The 20,054-nt window shown below is 62.3% G+C and carries 17 protein-coding genes; 10 read left to right on the plus strand and 7 right to left on the minus strand.

Annotated elements, in window-relative coordinates:
• Positions 1–77 precede the first annotated feature (77 nt).
• On the minus strand, positions 78–1,313 hold the full coding sequence (gene pepT / locus J2046_RS11370) for a peptidase T (RefSeq protein ID WP_210051790.1): 1,236 nt from the start codon (positions 1,311–1,313) through the stop codon (positions 78–80).
• A 214-nt stretch (positions 1,314–1,527) separates the two neighbouring features.
• Between pepT and J2046_RS11375 the strand changes: the two genes are divergently transcribed.
• The 6 genes from J2046_RS11375 to J2046_RS11400 all read left to right on the plus strand — a co-directional run bounded on the left by J2046_RS11375 (position 1,528) and on the right by J2046_RS11400 (position 7,972).
• Positions 1,528–2,538 carry a LacI family DNA-binding transcriptional regulator gene (locus J2046_RS11375; RefSeq protein ID WP_210051791.1) on the plus strand — a complete coding sequence of 337 codons (1,011 nt, stop codon included), beginning with the start codon at positions 1,528–1,530 and terminating at the stop codon, positions 2,536–2,538.
• Positions 2,539–2,575: 37 nt separating this feature from the next.
• Entirely contained in the window at positions 2,576–3,853 is a 1,278-nt protein-coding gene (locus J2046_RS11380) for an ABC transporter substrate-binding protein (protein WP_210051792.1), read from the plus strand.
• Positions 3,854–3,938: 85 nt separating this feature from the next.
• Positions 3,939–4,790: a carbohydrate ABC transporter permease gene (locus J2046_RS11385; protein ID WP_210051793.1), complete on the plus strand. Its 852-nt coding sequence runs from the start codon at positions 3,939–3,941 to the stop codon at positions 4,788–4,790.
• On the plus strand, positions 4,787–5,632 hold the full coding sequence (locus J2046_RS11390) for a carbohydrate ABC transporter permease (RefSeq protein ID WP_210051794.1): 846 nt from the start codon (positions 4,787–4,789) through the stop codon (positions 5,630–5,632). The genes J2046_RS11385 and J2046_RS11390 overlap by 4 nt, the downstream gene beginning before the upstream one ends.
• A gap of 12 nt (positions 5,633–5,644) precedes the next feature.
• Positions 5,645–6,703, plus strand: coding sequence for an ABC transporter ATP-binding protein (locus J2046_RS11395; RefSeq protein ID WP_210051795.1), 1,059 nt, complete (start codon positions 5,645–5,647; stop codon positions 6,701–6,703).
• 18 nt (positions 6,704–6,721) lie between these two features.
• The gene (locus J2046_RS11400; protein ID WP_210051796.1) at positions 6,722–7,972 is read left to right on the plus strand and encodes an MGH1-like glycoside hydrolase domain-containing protein; all 1,251 of its coding nucleotides are present in this window, start codon (positions 6,722–6,724) and stop codon (positions 7,970–7,972) included.
• Positions 7,973–8,019: 47 nt separating this feature from the next.
• On the opposite strand, the gene J2046_RS11405 is transcribed toward J2046_RS11400, so the two are convergent.
• From J2046_RS11405 to J2046_RS11420, 4 genes are all read right to left on the minus strand, one after another.
• The gene (locus J2046_RS11405) at positions 8,020–9,231 is read right to left on the minus strand and encodes a c-type cytochrome (RefSeq protein ID WP_210051797.1); all 1,212 of its coding nucleotides are present in this window, start codon (positions 9,229–9,231) and stop codon (positions 8,020–8,022) included.
• Positions 9,228–10,994 carry a GMC family oxidoreductase gene (locus tag J2046_RS11410; protein ID WP_210051798.1) on the minus strand — a complete coding sequence of 589 codons (1,767 nt, stop codon included), beginning with the start codon at positions 10,992–10,994 and terminating at the stop codon, positions 9,228–9,230. The genes J2046_RS11405 and J2046_RS11410 overlap by 4 nt, the downstream gene beginning before the upstream one ends.
• Positions 10,995–11,007: 13 nt before the next feature.
• Entirely contained in the window at positions 11,008–11,760 is a 753-nt protein-coding gene (locus tag J2046_RS11415; RefSeq protein WP_210051799.1) for a gluconate 2-dehydrogenase subunit 3 family protein, read from the minus strand.
• 132 nt (positions 11,761–11,892) lie between these two features.
• Positions 11,893–12,708, minus strand: coding sequence for an IclR family transcriptional regulator (locus J2046_RS11420; protein ID WP_210051800.1), 816 nt, complete (start codon positions 12,706–12,708; stop codon positions 11,893–11,895).
• Between the two features lie 207 nt (positions 12,709–12,915).
• On the opposite strand from J2046_RS11420, the gene J2046_RS11425 reads away from it, so the two are divergent.
• From J2046_RS11425 to J2046_RS11440, 4 genes are all read left to right on the plus strand, one after another.
• Positions 12,916–14,331 carry a DHA2 family efflux MFS transporter permease subunit gene (locus J2046_RS11425; protein ID WP_210051801.1) on the plus strand — a complete coding sequence of 472 codons (1,416 nt, stop codon included), beginning with the start codon at positions 12,916–12,918 and terminating at the stop codon, positions 14,329–14,331.
• Between the two features lie 148 nt (positions 14,332–14,479).
• Entirely contained in the window at positions 14,480–14,935 is a 456-nt protein-coding gene (locus J2046_RS11430) for a MarR family winged helix-turn-helix transcriptional regulator (protein WP_037145627.1), read from the plus strand.
• Positions 14,922–16,670 carry an efflux MFS transporter permease gene (locus tag J2046_RS11435; protein WP_233469698.1) on the plus strand — a complete coding sequence of 583 codons (1,749 nt, stop codon included), beginning with the start codon at positions 14,922–14,924 and terminating at the stop codon, positions 16,668–16,670. The genes J2046_RS11430 and J2046_RS11435 overlap by 14 nt, the downstream gene beginning before the upstream one ends.
• A 32-nt stretch (positions 16,671–16,702) precedes the next feature.
• Positions 16,703–17,776: an HlyD family secretion protein gene (locus tag J2046_RS11440; protein ID WP_210051802.1), complete on the plus strand. Its 1,074-nt coding sequence runs from the start codon at positions 16,703–16,705 to the stop codon at positions 17,774–17,776.
• Between the two features lie 151 nt (positions 17,777–17,927).
• Here the strand turns inward: J2046_RS11440 and J2046_RS11445 are convergent, their stop codons facing one another.
• A complete protein-coding gene (locus J2046_RS11445; RefSeq protein WP_233469699.1) occupies positions 17,928–19,241 on the minus strand; it encodes a sensor histidine kinase in 1,314 nt (437 codons plus the stop codon).
• Positions 19,242–19,291: 50 nt separating this feature from the next.
• Positions 19,292–20,008, minus strand: coding sequence for a response regulator (locus J2046_RS11450; protein ID WP_210052158.1), 717 nt, complete (start codon positions 20,006–20,008; stop codon positions 19,292–19,294).
• Positions 20,009–20,054: the final 46 nt, after the last annotated feature.

A 20,054-nucleotide genomic window follows, 5' to 3' on the forward strand; every position in this document is an offset into this window, starting at 1 on the left:
CGAGACGCCCACCATCCTCCTCAAGGGGAGGATGGGTGCATGCTGACAGGCCTTGCTCCTGTCACAGCCTGGCGCTTTTACGCCCGCTCCTCCCAGAGCCTGGCGAGCTCGACGATCGTCTTCACCGCCTTTTCCATGTCCTGGCTGCTGACGAATTCGAGCGGCGAGTGGAAAGCGTGGCCGCCGGCAAAGATATTGGGGCAAGGCAGGCCCATGAAGGAAAGCCTCGAGCCGTCCGTGCCGCCGCGGATCGAGCCGCGCACGGGCTCCATGCCGGCGCGGCGGATCGCTTCGACCGCGTACTCGACGATCTCCGGATGCCTGTCGAGCACCACCTTCATGTTGCGGTACTGTTCCTTGACCGTGAACGTGTAGCTGGAGCCCGGATAGCCGGCCATCACCTCCCTGGTAATCTTTTCCAGCAGCGCTTCCTTGGTCTTGAGGCCTTCCTCGGTGAAATCGCGGACGATGAAGGAAAGGTTCGACTTCTCCATCACGCCTGAGATGCCGGTCGGATGGATGAAACCGTCGCGGCCCCTGGTCGTCTCTGGCGCCTGATCTTTCGGCAGGCGATCGATGATCGCACCGGCGATCCTGATGGCGTTCTCCATCTTGCCGTAGGCGAAGCCCGGATGCATGGCGACGCCCTTGATGGCGATCTCCACGGCATCGGCAGAAAAGGTCTCGTCCTCGATCGTGCCGGCCGTCTCGCCATCCATCGTGTAGCCGAAATCGGCGCCGAGCTTTTTCAGGTCGACCTTGTCGACGCCGCGGCCGATTTCCTCGTCGGTGGTGAAGAGAATGCGGATCGCGCCGTGCTTGATGTCCGGATTGTTGATCAGGAATTCGGCGGCCGACATGATCTCGGCGATGCCGGCCTTGTCGTCGGCGCCGAGCAGCGTCGTGCCGTCGGAGGTGACGATGTCGTGGCCGACGAGGTCCTTCAGCACCGGATGCTCGGAAACCCTGATCACCTGGCTTCTGTCGCCGACAAGCTGAATGTCGCCGCCCTGGTAGTTCTTCACCACCTGCGGTTTGACCCCCGTGCCGGAAAAGTCCGGCGCCGTATCCATATGGGCGGTAAAGCAGATGACGGGGACGTTGTTCTTCGAGGTCGTCGCCGGGATCGTCCCGTAGACATAGCCGTGCTCGTCGAGATGCGCGTCGGTCACGCCGATCGCCAGCAATTCCTCGGCCAGCAGCCGTCCGAGGTTCTTCTGTTTCTCGGTAGATGGCTGGGTCGGCGACTTCGCGTCCGACTGGGTATCGATGACGACGTAACGGAGAAAACGATCGGTAACGCTATCGGCCATGGCTCAAATCCAAATTTGTCGAGGAACACTTGACTTGTAGCGAGACAGGACGCCGGCGTGAATGGGGTCCACCGGAATAATCCTCATCTCCGGACGCCCGCGTTTCCTCCCGCAGGTTTTCCGGATCAGGAGCGGGTCTATAACAATCCAAAACGTTTTGGCTTGACTCCCAAAACGTTTTGGATGATCCTTTCTTCAATTCGGGAGGAAGATCTTGGCCAATCTGAAACAGCTTGCGCAATCGCTTGGACTGTCGATAACGACGGTATCGCGTGCGCTCGACGGCTATTCGGATGTCTCGGCGGCAACCCGCGAGCGGGTCCGCGAGGCTGCCGACAAGGCGGGCTATCGGCCGAACGCGTCGGCCCGGCGCCTTCGCAGGCAGCGCGCCGAACTGGTTGCCGTCACACTTCCGAGCGATCCCGGCCATATCGGACCGCCGCACTTCCTCGACATGCTCTCCGGTTGCGCCGAACACCTGGCCGGTGCCGGGCTTAATCTCGTTATAGCACCCGTGCCGCGCGGCGAGAGCGAGCTTGAAATCTGCCGCCGTTTTGTCGATGGCCGTCGCGTCGATGCCATGCTTTTGGTCCGCACCAAGCGACATGACGAGCGCGTGGAATTTCTGCAGTCGCGCGGCATTCCCTTCGTCACCAACGGTCGCACCGAAAGCCCGGTCCCCCACCCCTATATCGACGGCGACGGCTTTGCCGGTTTCCACGCCGCGACCCAGCGTTTCCGGACCGCCGGCCACCGCCGCATCGGCCATATCGCCGGGCCGCAGGAGTATTATTTCGCCCATGTGCGCCGCATGGGCTGGCAATCCGCTATGGACGAGGCCGGCCTTGAAGCCGACCTCTGCGCCGAGGGGGCGCCAACCGAACAGGGGGGGTATCTCGCAGCGCTCGAACTGCTGCGTCAGCCATCACGCCCGACCGCGCTCGTCTGCGCCACGGACGAGATGGCGATGGGCGCACTTCGGGCACTGAGGGAAATCGACGGCGGAAACCAGATCAGCATCGTTGGCCATGACGATCTGCCGATGGGCGCCTATACGAGCCCTTCGCTTTCGACCATGCGGATGACCGGCGAGAACCTCGGCACGAATTTCGCCTCGCTGCTCTTGCGCGCCATCGCCGGAGAACCGGCCGAAGAGCTCCAGGAGCTTCACGCGATCGAATTCGTCGATCGCGACAGCCATCGCCGCCCGCCCGCGGCGGCATGACAGCAGTACCCAGACAAGAACAATGAAGGAGGAGAATATGAAACGCCTTTTATCGCTTGCAGTTTTCGCTTCGACCGCCCTGGCGCTCGCCACTCCGGCGCTTGCCCAGACGGTCTTCCTGTCCACCCAGCTTCGCCCGATCGAGGAAGCCACCGCCGTGCGCCAGGAAATCCTGAACGGAGTGGACGCGAAAGTCGATTACGTCGTCGAGGAGCCGCCGCAGTTCGCGGTACGCATGGAGGCCGAGCGCCAGGCCGGCAAGCATACGATCAGTCTCGTCGGCGCCTTGCATGGCGAGCTCTCGCCGCTTGCAGACAAGGATTCGCTTGAGCCGCTCGATGACCTTGCCAAGAGACTAGCCGCCAACGGCATGCCGCAATCGCTGCTCGACCTCGGCAAACTCGGCAAGTCGACGCAGCAGTACATTCCGTGGATGCAGGCAACCTATGTCATGGCTGCCCACAAGGACGCATTGCAATACCTGCCGGAAGGCGCCGATATCAACGCGCTCACCTACGATCAGTTGATCGCCTGGGGCAAGAAGATGGAGGAAGCGACCGGCCAGCCGCAGATCGGCTTCCCGGCCGGCCCGAAGGGACTGATGGCACGCTTCTTCGAAGGATATTTCTATCCCTCCTTCACGGGCGGCGTGGTGCGCACGTTCAAGAATGCGGATGCCGCCGCGGGCTGGGAGAAGTTCAAGGAACTCTGGACGGTCGTCACGCCCACCTCGACCAATTACGACTTCATGCAGGAACCGCTTGCCGCCGGCGAAGTCATGGTCGCCTGGGATCACGTCGCGCGGCTGAAGAACGCAATCTCTGCGAGCCCCGACGATTATGTCGTCTTTCCCGCACCGGCCGGCCCGAAGGGCCGCGGCTACATGCCGGTCGTCGCCGGCCTCGCCATTCCGAAGGGCGCGCCGGATGCGGCAGGCGCCACAAAGGTCATCGAACACCTGGCCACCCAGGATACGCAGTTGCTGACCGCCCAACTCGTCGGTTTCTTCCCGACGCTGAACGTCCAACTGCCGGAAGACCTCGACAAGGGGGTTGCCCTGCTCGCCGGCGCCGTGACCGCCACCCAATCGGCCAAGGACGCGGTGATCTCGCTCCTGCCGGTCGGCCTCGGCGACAAGGGTGGCGAGTTCAACAAGGTCTATATGGACAGCTTCCAGCGGATCGTTCTGCGCAGCGAGCCGGTCGCCGACGTCCTGAAATCGCAAGGCGAGACGATGGCCAAGCTGATGGCCGACACCAAAGCCCCATGCTGGGCTCCCGACGCCAAGAGCAACGGCGCCTGCCCGGTCGAATAAGCCTCCCAAGGCAACCTGAGCGGTCCGGGCGTTGATGCCCGGGCCGCACGCGATCCTAAATTACACAAGACGCCTGCGGGGGCCGATGACCAATAACCGAACCTGGATCCCCTATCTTCTGATCTTGCCGTCCGTCGCCTTCCTGGCCTTGCTCTTCGTCGTGCCGCTCGTGCAGACGATCTGGCTTGCATTCTCGGACAACGGCCTGCCATCGCTTGCCAATATGCGCACGATGGCGGGTGACCTCAATTTCCTCCCGTCGGTTCGCAACACGTTCCTCCTGACCATCGCCGTTGTGCCGGTTCAGGTGGTGATCGCGCTTGTCATGGGCACGCTGGTGGCGAAGGTCGGCGCCGGCCGCGAGACCATCCTGTGGATCTGGACGATCCCGCTCGGCATCTCCGATCTTGCCGCCGGCATGGTGTGGCTGTCGATCCTCCAGAATACCGGCTATCTCAACTCGCTGCTCTTCAGCCTCGGTCTGATCGAGCGCCAGACGAGTTGGCTCACCTACCAGACGCCCGTCGCGCTCTTTATCGGCATCGCTGTCGCGGAAATCTGGCGCGGCACGGCGATCGTCATGGTCATCATCGTCGCAGGCCTCAACCAGGTTCCGAAGGAATTCAAGGAAGCCGCCGAGATCTTTGGTGCCGGGCCGTGGACACGCTTCTTTCGCATCACCCTGCCGCTCATCCGCCCGGCGCTGCAATCGGCACTCATTCTGCGCACCGTACTGGCCTTCGAGGTCTTCGCCGTCGTCTATGCGCTCGGCGGTCGCAATTTCCCGGTCCTGGTCGGTGAGGCCTATACTTGGCAGAACCAGAACCAGAATTACGGCGTGGCCGGCGCCTACGCCGTGCTGATCATGGTGATCTCGCTTGCCGCGACCGTCGTCTATCTGAAAGCCATCAAGGTCGATCCGGAGCGCCTGCCATGAGTTCCAAAACCGTAAGCGCAGCAAGTCCCGCAGGTTTCGTCTCGTCTCGCCGCTGGCTGGTCTGGAGCGGCATCATCGCACTTTGTGCCTGGGTGCTCGTGCCGATCTATCTCGTCGCGCTCGGGGCGCTCGGGGGACGCCAGGGCGTCTATCAATGGCCGAAAACTGGCCTGCCGACCGGCATCTCGATCGAGCCGTTCCTCCTGTTCTTGAGAACGGAAGGCGTCGTGCAGTCCTTCCTGAATTCTCTGGGTGCTGCTGGCATCACGGTGGCGCTTTCGATCATCCTCGGCGCACCCGCCGGTTATGCGCTTGCCCGCTACAATTTCCACGGCAAGGACAGCTACCGGCTGCTGGTGCTCCTGACGCGCGCCTTCCCGCTGGCGATCCTGGCGCTGCCGCTCACGGTCTCCTTCATCCGGCTTGGCCTCTATGACACGATCACCGGCGTCGGGCTCATCCATACGGTGCTGGCGCTGCCGTTTGCGGCACTGGTGACGCAGGGCATTTTCCTCGGGGTTCCGAAGGAGTTGGAGGAAGCGGCCTGGGTGTTCGGCTGCACGCGAATCCAGGCCTTTTTCAAGATCGTGGCGCCGCTGGCGCTGCCCGGCATCGTTGCGACGGCCGTCTTTGCCTTCGTCATCTCCTGGAACGAGGTTTTTGCCGCTTCGGTGCTGACGGTGAGGAACCGCACGCTGACGGCCTATCTCTTGACGGTGCTTTCTGAAAGCCCAATGCACTATCGTTTCGCCGGCGGACTGTTGCTCATCCTTCCCTCGGTTGTCTTCATCTTCGCGGTCAGGCGCTACCTCTTCGCGATCTGGGGCATTTCCTCCAAATAACAGGACCTAGCCATGGCCAACATTGTCATCGACCGCATCCGCAAGAGCTTCGGCTCCTTCGAGGCGCTGAAAGAGGTCTCGCTGACGATCAACGACGGCGAGTTCGTCTCGCTGCTCGGTCCCTCCGGCTGCGGCAAGACCACGCTCCTGCGCATCATCGCAGGTCTCGAAACCGCAACCTCGGGAGACGTCCGCATCGGCGACAGATCGGTGATCGGCCTGCCGCCGAAGGATCGCGGACTGGCCATGGTCTTCCAGAACTACGCGGTCTTCCCGCATATGACCGTCTACGAGAACGTCGCCTTCGGGCTTCGCATGCAGAAGGCCGACGACGCGCGGGTGAAAGCGCAGGTTGAAAAGGCCGCCGGCCTGCTCCACATCGAGCAATATCTCGATCGCTATCCGAACAAGCTCTCCGGTGGCCAGCGCCAGCGCGTTGCGGTCGCCCGTGCGCTTGCCGTCGAGCCCAAGGTCCTGCTGATGGACGAGCCGCTCTCCAACCTCGATGCGCTGTTGCGGCTCGAAATGCGCACCGAACTGAAGACCGTCCTGCAATCGGCCGGCACGACGACGATCTACGTCACGCATGACCAGACCGAGGCGATGGGCCTGTCCGACCGCATTGCCGTCATGCACAACGGCGTGGTCGAGCAGGTCGGCACGCCGGTGGACGTCTACAATCATCCGGCGACGCGCTTCGTCGGCGGCTTCATCGGCAATCCGCCGATGAATTTCATCAAGGTGCCGGTCTCGAACGGTCAGGTGGTAGCGGGTGCCGAGCAGTTCGTGGCGCCGAAGGAAGCAGGCGGCGAGGTCGTCCTCGGCCTGCGCGGCGAAGCCGTTGAACTGGCACCCCTCCCCCAAGGGCTCGAAATGAAGGTTCGCGTCGCCGAGCCGATGGGCTCGCATCTGCTTCTGACCGGCTCGATCCACGACCAGCCGGTGCGTGTCATTCTGCCGGCGTCCGAGACTGTCAGGAGCGGCGACACGATCGGCCTCAAGCTCGACCGCAACCGCATTACATGGCTTTCGCCCGAAAGCGGCAAGTCCTACCCGGCCGTCGCGGCCTGACAATCCTGGAGTACCGGCATGAACACGCATATCGATGAGGCCAAACGGATCCTCGTCACCAACGACCGCGGTGGCTATACGGTGCCGACCGATCGGCTCTATCCCTTCCAGTGGAACTGGGATTCCGCCTTCGTCGCCATGGGTTTCGCGCTCTACAACACCGATCGCGCCTATCGGGAGCTCGAGCGCCTCGTCGAGGGCCAGTGGGCGGACGGCATGATCCCGCATATCGTCTTCCACCAGCCGAGCGACACCTATTTCCCTGGCCCGAATGTCTGGCGCACGAAACACACGATCCCGACCTCCGGCATCACCCAGCCGCCGGTCTTTGCGATCGCACTGCGCGAGCTGCACGAAGCCGCAGGCAACAGGGACCGCACCCTGCCGCTCTATGAAGCGGCGTTGAAATGGCACCGCTGGTGGTATTCGGCGCGCGATCCGGAAGGCACCGGCCTCGTAGCGCTTCTACACCCCTGGGAAAGCGGCAGCGACAACTCGCCGGCCTGGGATGTCGCGCTCGCCCGCGTACCGACCACGACCGACACGCCCGTCGTGCGCAAGGATACCGGCCATGTGAATGCCGACATGCGCCCGCGTGACGAGGATTACAAACGCTTCATCCATCTGGTCGACACCTATGCCGCCTGTGGCTGGGACCCGGCGAAGCAGTGGGAAAGGGCGCCCTTCAAGATCGCCGAAATCCAGACGACCGCGATCCTGCTCAAGGCTGGCGAAGACCTGGAACATCTTGCACGGCTGTTCGGCAGGACGAAAGATGCGGCCGAGATCGTTGCGTTGAACGAACGAACGCGCCGGGCAATACTCACCCAATGGCGCCCTGCCCTCTCCCGCTTCGTCTCCCGCGACCTGATCTCCGGTAAGGATGTCGAGGCCGCAACCCAGGCCGGTTTCATCCCGCTCCTTGCACTCGACCTCGACAGGCAAATTGCGGATGCGCTGGTCGATGAGATGAAAGCCTGGTCGAAGGGGCTAAAAGTCGCGTTCCCGACCACCAGGCCGGGCGTCGCAGGCTGGGAGCCGAAGCGCTATTGGCGCGGCCCGGCCTGGGCGATCATCAACTGGCTGCTGATCGACGGACTGAAACGCAACGGCCATCCAGAAGCAGCCGAGGAGCTTCGTAAGTCGACGACCGCAGCGATCGAGACCGAAGGTTTCGCCGAATATTTCGATCCGATCACCGGCGAAGGCTGCGGCGGCCTTGGCTTCTCCTGGACGGCCGCCGCCTATATGTGGCTGATGAAAGCCTGACCGTAACTTTGGGGAAGACAGACGCCTAGCCGGCGCCTGTTTCCGTTTCAGCGACGGCTGGCGATATCGGAGACCTGTACCGCGGGTGCGGCATTGCCCCAACTGTTGCGGATGTAAGTCAGCACGTCGGCCACCTGCTGGTCCGACAGCCGCCAGCCGAGCGACGGCATCGAAGGCTGCGTCTTCGCTTCCGGCGTATGAACCCCCTGGCTGCCGTTCAGCACCAAGCGGACGAGCGTTTCCGCACTCGGCTGCTGCACGATCGAACTTCCCGCCAGTGCCGGGAAAAGCTGGCGCGCGCCCTTGCCGGCGCCGCCATGGCAGGCCGAACAGGTGTCATGGTAGATCGCAGCACCCGCCGTCATATGCGGATCGCTGGCGGAGACCGGCTGTGGCTTGCCGGTCGGACCACCTTCCGTACTCTTGAGATAGGTGGCGATCGCCTTCGCATCCGCGTCGGTCATCAGCGAGGTCGAGGCCTGGATCGCCTCGGCCATCGGACCGGACGCGATCGTATGGCCGTTCGCCCCGCTCTTCAGGTATTGGACGATCTCATCCTCGCTCCAGCTGCCGATCCCGATATAGGAGTTGCCGGTGATGTTCGGGGCATACCATCCCTGCAATGATGCCCCCTGCAAAGCCTCGTCCACCTTATCGGCTCCGAGGAAGGTTTTCGGCGAGTGGCAGGTGCCGCAATGGCCGGGTCCCTGGACGATATAGGCGCCGCGGTTCCATTCCGGCGATTTCGACGGGTCGGGCTTGAACGCGCCGCCTTCGAAATTGATCATGTTCCAACCCAGCATCGAAAGCCTGATATTGAACGGGAACGGCAACTGGTTGGCGTCGACCGGATTGAAGACCGGCTCCACGGTGCGCAGATAAGACCAGAGGCTGGAAATATCCTCATCCTTCATCTTGGTATAGGCGGGATAAGGCATGGCGGGATAGAGCCTCTTGCCGTCGTGTCCGATACCCGTCTTCAGCGCCCGATGGAAATCCTCCTCCGTCCAGTTGCCGATACCGGTCGCCTTGTCCGGCGTAATGTTCGGCGGGATCAATTGCCCGAAAGGCGTTTCGAGCGGAAGACCGCCGGAAAGCGGTTTGCCCCCCGGCGCTGTATGACAGGCAGCACAGTCCGCCAGGATCGCCTGATAATGGCCGCGGATGATCTTGGAAGCATCGTCAGGTGCCTGCGACAGTGCCAGCCCTGCAGAAAGCACGGTCGTGGCGAGTGTGAGGGAAAAAGCGATCTTCTTCATGCCGTCACCAGAGGCTGACCGGGGGTACGGAGATATTGCTGGCGGATGGCATCTGCCGCGTGGAAGGCGAGCGCGCCCACCGTTCCGGTCGGGTTCTTGCCGGCATTATGCGCGAAGGCGGATGCACCGACGACGAACACATTGGGCACGTCCCAGCTCTGCAAATATTTGTTGACGGCGCTGGTTGCGGGATTATCCCCCATGATCGCCCCGCCGGTGTTGTGGGTGCTTTGGTAGGGTACCGAATCCCAGCCCTTCTTGCGCCTGTTGACGACGTATTGCCGCCCGCCGAAGGTCTTGGCGATCTCCTCCAGCCGATCCGAAACCCAGTTCGACATGCGGATATCGTTATCCGGGAAATCGAAGGTGATCCTGAGCAGCGGTCGTCCGAACCGGTCCGTATAGGTCGGGTCGAGATCGAGATAGTTGCCGCGGGTCGGATAGCTCGACCCCTGGGACGAAAAGCCGAGCGTCGCCTTGTAGGCCTTTACGGTTGCCTGCTTCCATGCCGCCCCCCAGCGCGGCGTGCCGGGCGGCGTCGGGCGGGTCGAGATCGGGCGCCCGTTGGTCGGGATGCAGTTGACGCCCGCACCGCCGACGAAATCGAGCGGACCGTGATCGAGGACGTCACCGTTGTAGTCGTCCAGCGTCTGGCCAAGCGCGCCGGCGGCGATGAACGGATTGAAGTTCTTGTCGTCGAAGAAGACCTGCGCACCGGAATTGGTCTGGTAGCAGTAGTTCCGCCCGACCGTGCCCTCGCCGGTATTCGGATCATAGATACGGCCGATGCCCGAAAGCATCATCAGCCGGACATTGTGCAGACCGTAGGCGCAGAGCAGGACCATGTCCGCCGGCTGGAAGAATTCCTCGCCAGACGTATCGACATAGGTGACGCCGCGGGCCTGCGTCTTCGAGGCATCGAGATCGACATGCAATACTTCCGAGTCGGTACGAACCTCGAAATTCTTCTTCTTCATCAGCACCGGCAGGACGGTCGTCTGGGCGGAAGATTTCGAATAGTTGGCGCAGCCAAAGCGTTCGCAGAAGCCGCACATCGTGCACTGGCCCATGGCGATGCCGAGCGGATTGATATAGTCCTGCGACAGGTTCGCCGAAGGCGTCGGAAACGGATGCAGGCCCATCGATCTGGTGACCTCGGCAAACAGCGTGGGCGCATAGGTCATCTGCATCGGCGGCAGCGGATAGTCGCGGGCGCGCGGGTCCTCGAACGGGTTGCCGCCCTCCTGGATCTGACCGTTGATGTTGCCCGCCCTGCCGGAAATGCCGGCGAGATATTCGAAGCGGTCGAAGGCGCTCTCCATCTCCTGCGCCGTGACACCCCAGTTCTGCAATTGCAGCTCGGCGATCTTGCCGATCCCATATCGCTCGCTGAGGTGATCAGCGATGCGGAAATCGGTATCCCAGAACCGCCAGGTATGACCGTTCCAATGCACACCGGCACCGCCGACGCCATTGCCAGGCAGGAAGGAGCCGTAGTCTCGCATCGGCAGCGCCGTCTGCGACGTGTTGTTGCGCATGGTCATCGCTTCGACGACCGGCTGCAGGAAGAGGTCCTTGCGAATGGCGTATCGCAGTTCGTCCTGGGCATAGCCGATGTTGAAATCTGTGGCCGTATCGCGCCAGGGGCCGCGTTCGATCGCGACGACGTCGAGCCCCTCTTCAGTCAGTTCGTGGGCAAGGATGGCGCCCGTCCAGCCAAGGCCGACGATGACGACGTCCTTGCGAGGTAGAATTGTGGTCATGATCTTTGCGTCCCTACCTGGTGATCCATTCCGTCGAGCCCGCGATCGAAACCGGAGGCAAGGGATAGGGTTGGTTATGTTTCGTCACGTGGTCGCGATAGTCGTATCGCGCGCCGGGGAACCCCAGCATCTTCCACGAAGCCATGTCCTTGTTGCCGCCATAGATCGGATCGGCGAAGAAGCCTTCCATCGTGTTGCTCAGCATCAGGTTGAAGAAGGATTTCGCGTCCAACTGCTCGGAAATGCTGATCTTGCCGGCCTCGAGATCCTTGAGCACGGCATCTTGCTCGTCCGGCGACAGTTCGGAGAAGCGCTTGCCACCCTTGTTGTCCCGCGTCCAGGCATCGATGCCTGCAAGACCCGCCCGGTAACGTTCCGCCGGCGTTTCCGGCTTCTGGTATCCCTGCGTCGGTAATCCGGGAAGGAAGGGGCCGCTGGTGTAGAGACGGCTCGACACGCCATAGAAACCCGCGAGCTGCCGGTCCAGATAGACGACGCATCCGGCTTCCTTGCCGCCGATTGACAGCTCGTCCGCCGGGACCAGCCGATCGACGACCGCCTCCATGGTCGTGACCTCCTCCGGCGTGAAGAACAGCCAGCCTCCCGGTCTCACCTGTACCGGCGGATCGGCGGAACGCACCTCCCAAGGCAGGCTGCCCGAAATGCTACGAGCAAGCACCGGCGCTGCGGAGCCGGCAAGAACGGTAAATGCGACAGAAGACAGGAATTGGCGCCGCGTGGGGCGCTTGGGACAGCGGGTTTCCATGAGACCTCCCCAGGAAGAAAAGGTCGGTGACGCGTCAGGACAGACGTGCGCCGAGATGATCGAACCGAACGGTTCAACGTTTCACCTAGGGCACTCGGAGCCAGCGGCAACCCCTTTTTCGAGGGTAAATTTTCAGAACTCATCGGAACAGAACGGACCGCGGTATCCGAGACGGACGGAAATTGCCCGCACCGTGGAAAGCAGCGGCTCGGCAAGACTGTTGAGATTCCTGAGCGACAGACGCTGGACCGGTCCTGCGATAGCGACCGAGCCGACCACTTCCGATTGGGCGTCGTAAATAGGCGCTGCGATGGCACGCATGCCGAGTTCGCTTTCCTCGTCTTCGATAGCGTATCCCTGGCGGCGGATATTGGCGAGTAGCTTCAGGAGCTTGTCAGGATCGGTGACCGTCTTCGGCGTGCGGGCTGGCATCGGCGCCGTCGTGACGGTGGCGATACGGTTCTCCGGCTGGAAGGCGAGGATCGCCCGGCCGGCCGCCGTGCAATGACAGGGCACCCGCATGCCGATCTCGGCATTGATGCGCACGGCCTGGCGGGACGCCAGGGTGCGGATATACATGATTTCCCGCCCGGCCGGCACCGCAAGCAGCACCGTTTCGCCCGTCTCCTGGCGCAGATCCGCCAGCAGGGTGCGCGCTTCCGTCGACAGATCCATGCGGTGGCGGACCAGCGAACCGAGGCCGAAAAGCCCGAGGCCAAGCCGGTAGCGACCGGTTTCCGGATTCTTGTCGAGAAAATCCTCCGCCATCAGGGTCACGACAAGGCGGTGGACGGTGCTCTTGGCAATCCCGAGACGCTTGGCAAGCTCGCTGATGCCAATCTCGGCATCGTCGCCCGAAAAGGCTTTCAGAATCCGGATCGCCATCGAGACCGAGGAGAGCCGCGCCTTCTGTCCTTCTTCGTCCACGTCCGGTATTTCCGTTCCCATCGCCACTCCCGTCACTACTCCACCGCAGGCGTCCGGAACATGCCGTTGACAGCCCGATCCATGAAGGAATACCATATAATGGACCGTCGTTCCATATAGAAGAACACTTAGGCAAGCGGGCACTCTCCGCGGAGGAGTAGCCTGAGGGTCCGGCAAAGCGGCATTTCGGCGCGTGTGGTAACGTGAAAGCAGAAGAGAACAATCCAATTGGAAACGCGCAAGACCGTGCCGCTGATCGTCGCGTCGGCCCTCATCATGCAGCAGATCGATTCGACGGCGATCACAACCGCCCTGCCTTCGATCGCAGATGCGCTCGGCGAACCGCCGGTCGCACTCCACTCGACGATCACCGTCTACATGCTTTCGCTGGGCGTCTTCCTGCCGGTCAGCGGATGGTTTGCGGACCGCTTCGGCGCCCGCATCGTCTTCTGCTGGGCGATCGGCCTTTTCACCCTTGCCTCGCTCCTCTGCGCCGCCTCGACAAGCCTTGCGATGCTGATTGCTGCCCGCATGCTGCAGGGCTTCGGGGGCGCGCTGATGCTGCCGACGGCGCGCCTCATCCTCGTGCGCTCCGTGCCGCGCGAGGAGCTCGTCTCGGCCATGGTGCTGATGAGCATGCCCGCCGTGATCGGCCCGGCTATCGGTCCGCTTTTCGGCGGCTTCATCATCGGTATCAGTTCCTGGCACTGGATCTTCTGGATCAACCTGCCGGTCGGAATCATCGCGATCGCGCTGACATTGACGCTGATCGACAAAATCCCTCCGGTCGAGCGAACCACTTTCGATTTTACCGGTTTTGTCCTCACGGGCATCGGCATCGGCGCGGTCATATTCGGTCTCGATTCCTTCGCCCGCGGGATGAATGCCGGGCCGCTGGTCCTGGCTGCGACGGGCCTGGCCGCGCTCGCCCTCTACATCCTGCATGCGCGCCGGACCAAAGCTCCGATCCTCGATCTGAAGCTCTTCCGCCATCCCACATTCCGCGCCAGCCTTGCCGGCGGGTCGCTCTTCCGGATCAGCATGGGCGCGCTACCCTTCATGTTGCCGCTCCTGATGCAGGAAGTGTTCGGCTACACGCCGCTGCAATCCGGCGCCATCACCTTCGTTTCGACCATCGGCGCCTTCGGCATGCGAACGATCACCAAGCGCATCCTGCACCGTTTCGGCTTCCGCAGCGTGCTCTTCTGGAACGCGCTGATCGCCAGCTTCTCCATGGCTCTCTGTGCGCTTTTCACGCCCGGCACTGCGCCGGTAATCATGATCTTCGTCATCCTGCTTGCGGGTTTCTTCCGCGCATTGCAATTCACCGCGCTCAACACGATTGCGTTTGCCGAAACGGACGAAGCGGAGATGAGCCACGCGACCTCTCTCTCGCAGATGGCGCAGCGCATCGCCCAGAGCGTGGGCGTCGCGATCTCGGCGATCCTGCTGCAATTCTATTCCGGCGGCTCGGAAACACTGACGAACCACGCTTTCGCGATGGCCTTCATCGTCGTTGCGGTAATCTCCGCCTCGTCCTGCTTTTCCTTCTTCCGGCTGCCCCGGAACGCCGGCGACGTCCTTGCCGGGCGAAAAATGGCGGTCATGGAAGAGCAGATCAAGGAAGCCGAAGCGGCGGAGTAACATGATGAGGAGGATCTAGCCTCCTCACGGCGCGGTTTCACCGCCTCTTCCCATCTTCGATGGGTCCCTTTTCCAATTCCCCTTGAAACGGAATAGTTGGCATGCTAAGTATTAACAAGAAACTTAGCACACTAACATTAAGCACCCAATGAAACCCGATCCGATCAGCTCCGAGTTCCTGGAATCGCTCACCAAGGTGAGCCGCAAGATTCGCACGGCTTTCAATCAGCAGGTCACGGCGCATGGGCTCACCTATCCCCGCGCACGCACGCTGCTGCGGCTTTCCAAGAAGCAGAACATGACCCAGAGCGAGCTTGCTTGCGAGCTCGAACTGGAGCAGGCAACCATGGTGCGCCTCCTCGACCGGATGGAGGAAAACGGTCTCATCGAACGCCGGGCGGACGCCAGCGACCGCCGCGTCAAGCTGATCGTGCTGACCCCCTACGGCGAGGAACAGGCCGCGCTCGTGCAGTCGATCGGCGAGGGCCTGCGCATGCAGGTCTTTGCCGATATCGACCCGGAAGAGCTGCGTGCCAGCATTGCCCTTTTCGAACGCATCTCGGCCAATGTCGCGGAAATGGACGATATCCATGTCCCCGCGTGAAGCCGCAGCGAGACTGAAAGACGAGACGATAGAACGGCCGGAATTTCGCGAAGATGAAAAGCTGGCCGAACCCGCTCGTCTCTCCGAAACGCGGTCGGAGCCGGTTGCTGCTCACGCGTTCCCCGCGGCTCCGGCGCCAGCTGCGCCCCCTGCCTTCGTGCCGAAATCACCCCTGATGACGGTCGCCTACATCGTCGCCGGCACGTTGATCGCGCTGACCCAGGGACTTGGGTTGAGCTTCATCTCCACCAACCTGCAGCAGATCGCCGGCCCGATGAGCCTCACCCAGGTCGAAACCACCTGGCTGATGGCAGCCTATCTCTTTCCCAATGCCAGCCTGACGCTGTTGCTCTTCAAGGTGCGCGCCCAATACGGCCTGAGGAATTTCGCCGAGGTGGCGGTCGTCGTCTATGTGCTCGTCTGCCTCGCCCACTTCTGGGTGGACAGCTATCATAGCGCCTTGGTGCTACGCTTCTTCGCGGGTGTCGCCGCGGCTCCCATGACCTCGCTCGGCTTCCTCTACATTCTCGAGGCCATTCCGCCAGCGAGGAAGATGAACATCGGGCTGTGTATTGCGCTGACGGCGCTCGCCATCCCGGCTCCCATCACCGGACTCATCTCGCCGACACTGCTGGATCTTGGCGATTATCACGCGCTCTATGTGGTCGAGATGGGGCTTGCCATGGTCTCGCTCGGCCTCGTCTATCTCCTGCCGCTTAATTCCCCGCACCGCGCGAAAGTGATCAGCAGCCTGGACGTGGTCAGCTACATCTTCCTGGCGATCGCGCTCGGCTGCTTCGCGGTCGTTCTCACGGTCGGCCGGCTCTACTGGTGGACGGCCGCAGACTGGCTCGCCCTCCCGATCATCGCCGGAATCATCGCGTCGGCCATCTTCGCAATGATCGAGCTCAACCGGAGAAACCATCTGGTCGACATCCGATGGCTTACCTCCCGCGAAATCCTGCATTTCACCGGCGCGTTGCTGGTCTTCCGTATCGCGCTTTCGGAGCAGTCGAGCGGCGCCATCAACTTCCTGCGCAATGCCGGCATGCTGAACGAGCAGATGGCCGGCCTCTATTGGGTCATCCTTACCGGTTCGATCGTCTCCGGGATCGTCTGTGCCGCGATCATGAAGCCAGGCCGGGCATCAGCGATCCATGCAGTCTCGCTGCTCTTCGTCGCCATCGGCAGCTATATGGACAGCCAGTCGACGACCCTCACCCGGCCGGAGCAAATGTATGTGAGCCAGTTCCTGGTGAGCTTCGCAAGCGGCCTTTTCCTGCCGCCGGCGCTTGCCGTAGGCATGGGCGCGGCTCTGAAGCGCGGCCCGGGCTATATCCTCTCTTTCATCGTCGTCTTCCTCACCACGCAGAAGATTGGCGGTTACCTTGGCAGCGCGCTCTACGGCACGTTCGTGCAATGGCGCGAGCAGTTCCATTCCTTCCGGCTCGTCTCGCAACTCATCTCCACCGATCCGCTGGTCACAGCCCGGCTTAAACAATTCGGCGGCGCCTATGGCAAAGTGCTGGCCGACCCGAACCAGCAGACGGCCCAAGGCGCCACGCTCCTTGCAAGACAAACGCAGCAACAGGCTTATGCGCTCGCCTATAACGACTCCTTTCTGCTCACCGCATATCTATCGCTCGCGGCGCTCGGCTGCCTCGGCATTCACGTCGCCTGGCGCAACCGCGAACGCTTCCTTCCAAATTCAAACCCGGTGCCCGCAGCCGCCTGAGGGACACTCAAGAAGAACAAGACGCTATTGCCATGACCAAGCTTTTTCGATCCATCGCCACCTATATGGCCATGATCACCGGTGTCACCGGCGTGTTCCTCGTGCTTTACGCCTGGGACCTGCCACCCTTTCACGGCTCAGTCGAGATGACCAACGACGCCTACGTGCGCGGTCAGGTGACATTGCTCAGCCCGCAGCTTGCAGGCTATCTCGTGGACGTACCCGTGCAGGACTATCAGAGGGTCAAGAAAGGCGACCTCATCGCCCGGATCGACGACCGCATCTATACCCAGAAGCTGGAGCAGGCGAAGGCGACGCTGGCAGCCGCCGAAGCCGCGCTCGCCAATTCCGAACAGAGCCACAAGTCGGCGGAAGCCAAGATCGCCTCTGCCAAGGCGGCAGTGGAAAGCGCCAATGCCGCTCTCGAGGTTGCCAGGACGACCTACGAGCGCACCGAAGGCCTTCTGGAAAAGAACATCGCCAGCCAGAGCGAAGCCGAGAAGAACCGCGCGGCCTTCAACCAGGCGCAGGCCGCGGTGCATCAGGCGGAAGCCGCCGAGCTCGTCGCAGAACAGGATCTGAACACGATCGTCGTCAGCCGCCGTTCGCTGGAAGCCAGCGTCGAAAGCGCCAAGGCCGCTGTGGAGCTCGCAGAGATCGATCTGGCCAATACACGCATCACAGCGCCGCAGGACGGCACGCTCGGCGAGATGGCGGGCCGGATCGGCCAGTACGTCTCGGTCGGCACGCAGATCGGCTCGGTTGTGCCCGATCATGTCTGGGTGGTCGCCAATTTCAAGGAGACCCAGCTTGCCGGCATGCGGCCTGGGCAGGAGGTAGTCTTTACCGTCGATGCTCTCGGGCATCAGAAATTCGCGGGCCGGATCGAACGTTTCGCGCCGGCCACCGGGTCAGAATTCTCGGTCATCAAGGCCGACAACGCCACCGGCAACTTCACCAAGGTGGCCCAGCGCATTCCGGTCCGGATCGCCATCGAGCCGCAACAGCCGCTGACCGACAGGCTCGTCCCAGGCATGTCGGTGGTCGCAAGCGTGGACCTCGCGCAAGGCAGCACTGCTCTTGCCCGGGCTGCAGAACTCGACTGATCGTTGCCCGCAAGCGAGCTCCGCCCTGCTGGCGATCCGACGGAGAATTCCCCGCGCCGCAGTTCAGCTTATGGCGGCGCGGGGCGTTTATGCTCCTCGCAAAACCCTCTGCCCACTCTGAGCTGCACGGCCTTGATAATCAAAGCAGACTTCAGCTCCGAAACAGCGGCAAGCGCACGATGATCCTCGCTCCGCGGACCGGAGCATCGTCGATCGCCAGTGTTCCGCCATGCGCCTCCACTAAATTGCGGGCCACCGCAAGACCGAGGCCGGCCCCACCGGTCTTGCGAGCGCGTGATGTTTCGAGCCTAACGAAGGGCTCCATCAGGATTTCCCGCTGATCGATCGGAATGCCTGGCCCCTCATCGTCGATCGTCAGCCGCAGCCATTCTCCTTCAACCATCAGCCTCAGATGCGCCGCGCCGCCATATTTCAGCGCGTTGTCAATCAGGTTTGCGAAAATGCGCCTGAGTGCCAGCCGGTCGCCTATCAAAAGTGCGGTTTCGGCTGCAGTCCCTGATGCAGCCTCGGCAGACAAGGCAGCCAAGGTGACGCGCCCTCCGGTTGCTCGGCGGTCGGCAACCTCTGCCTCCAGTAACGGCACGATATCGAAAAGCTCCTCGTCCAATGCACCGACTCCGGCACGACCGGCAAGCATTGCGTTGTCGAGCAGTTCGATCATGTCGTTTATGTCGGCCACGGCTTTCTCCCGCACCACTTCGTCCGGGATATGTTCCAGTCGCAGCCTGAGCCGCGTCGCAAAGGTCCGCACGTCGTGCTGTATGCCGCCAATCAGAGCGAGCCTTGCCCTGACGATCGCATGAAGCCGTGTCTGCAGCCGCTCAAAGGCATTGACCAGCGCTCGCGTTTCGGGTGCGGCGCCTTTCAGCTTCGGCAAGGGAACCGGAGTACCGGTCGGATCGATCCGATCGACGGCTGCGGCCAACCGCGTCAGCGGGCGGATCTCACGGTGGAGGGCGATCATGGCCACGAGTCCGAAAAGCGTACCGATCAGGCCGGCGCCGAGCCCCACCGGCAAACCGAACCACGTGACGATGAAGGGCGTGCGAGTCTCCATGACCAACACCCGCTCCGGCGAAAGCCGGACACGGAACTGGATGGGGTTTACCACGCCCTTGAAGAAAAGCGGCCGCCTGATCCGGCGCTCCGGCGTGAGGAGGCGGATCGAAAGAAGATCCTCGCCCAGCACTTCGCGATAGATCCGATATTCGGCATTGTCCCATAGATCGGCAGTCTTTTCGGGCGGCAAGTCGGTCCCGATGATCCGCACATTGAGGACCGGTGAATTCGCGGCATCGATCAGCAAGGGCCACCGATCCTCCGGCTCACTCTTCAAAAGCGTGGCAATCGCTGCGATTTGCTCGGGCGGAGGATTGGACGTCGTTCGACTGAGGTCATTCGCCAGATAATAAAAGGAGATCAACGCGATCCACAGGGCCAGCAAGCCTGCGCCGCCAATCGCTATCAACCTCCGGGAAAGGCTTAAGCCCAACATCACGTCACCTGGCGCACCGGCACCGTCAGCAGGTAACCTCCGTTGCGAACCGTATTGATGAGACTGCTGCCGGGACTTGCCGCATCCAGTTTCTTGCGCAGCCGCGAGACGAGCAGGTCGACCGTCCGATCAAAAGGATCGGCCGTACGCCCATGGGTCCAGTCGAGGATTTGGTCGCGCGAGAGCACCCGGCGTGGCCTCAGCACGAAACAGGAGAGAAGCTCGAATTCGCCGCTCGTCAGTGGCACCAGCCCGCCTGGCTCCACTTCAAGCTGCCGGGCATCGAGATCGGCGACGAAACGGTCGAAGGCGAAACGCCGGCTCGGCGGCTGGAAGGGTTGCGGCGAAGCCCGTCGCAGAAGCGCCCGGACGCGCGCCAGGAGCTCGCGCGGGCCGAAGGGCTTGACGAGATAGTCGTCGGCACCGAGTTCCAGACCCACGACACGATCGGTCTCGTCGCTTTTCGCCGTCAACATCAAAATCGGCAGCGGCCGCGTGGCGCGAACGCGGCGGCAAACCGAAAGGCCGTCCTCGCCCGGCATCATAAGGTCGAGGATCATCAGATCGGGCTCGCGGCGGCGGAGGATTTCGTCCATCGCGCGGGCATCCTCCGCCGTCTCCACGGCGTAACCCTCCCGCGACAGGAAATCGCCGACGAGCTGCCTTATTTCGGCATCGTCATCGACAATCAGGATAGTGGGCACGGGTCTGTCCATACCGAGACCATGGCGAAGCGGTTTCACGAAATCAAGCTGCTCCGGA

The organism is Neorhizobium petrolearium, assembly GCF_017873175.1.
Lineage (GTDB): Bacteria > Pseudomonadota > Alphaproteobacteria > Rhizobiales > Rhizobiaceae > Neorhizobium > Neorhizobium petrolearium.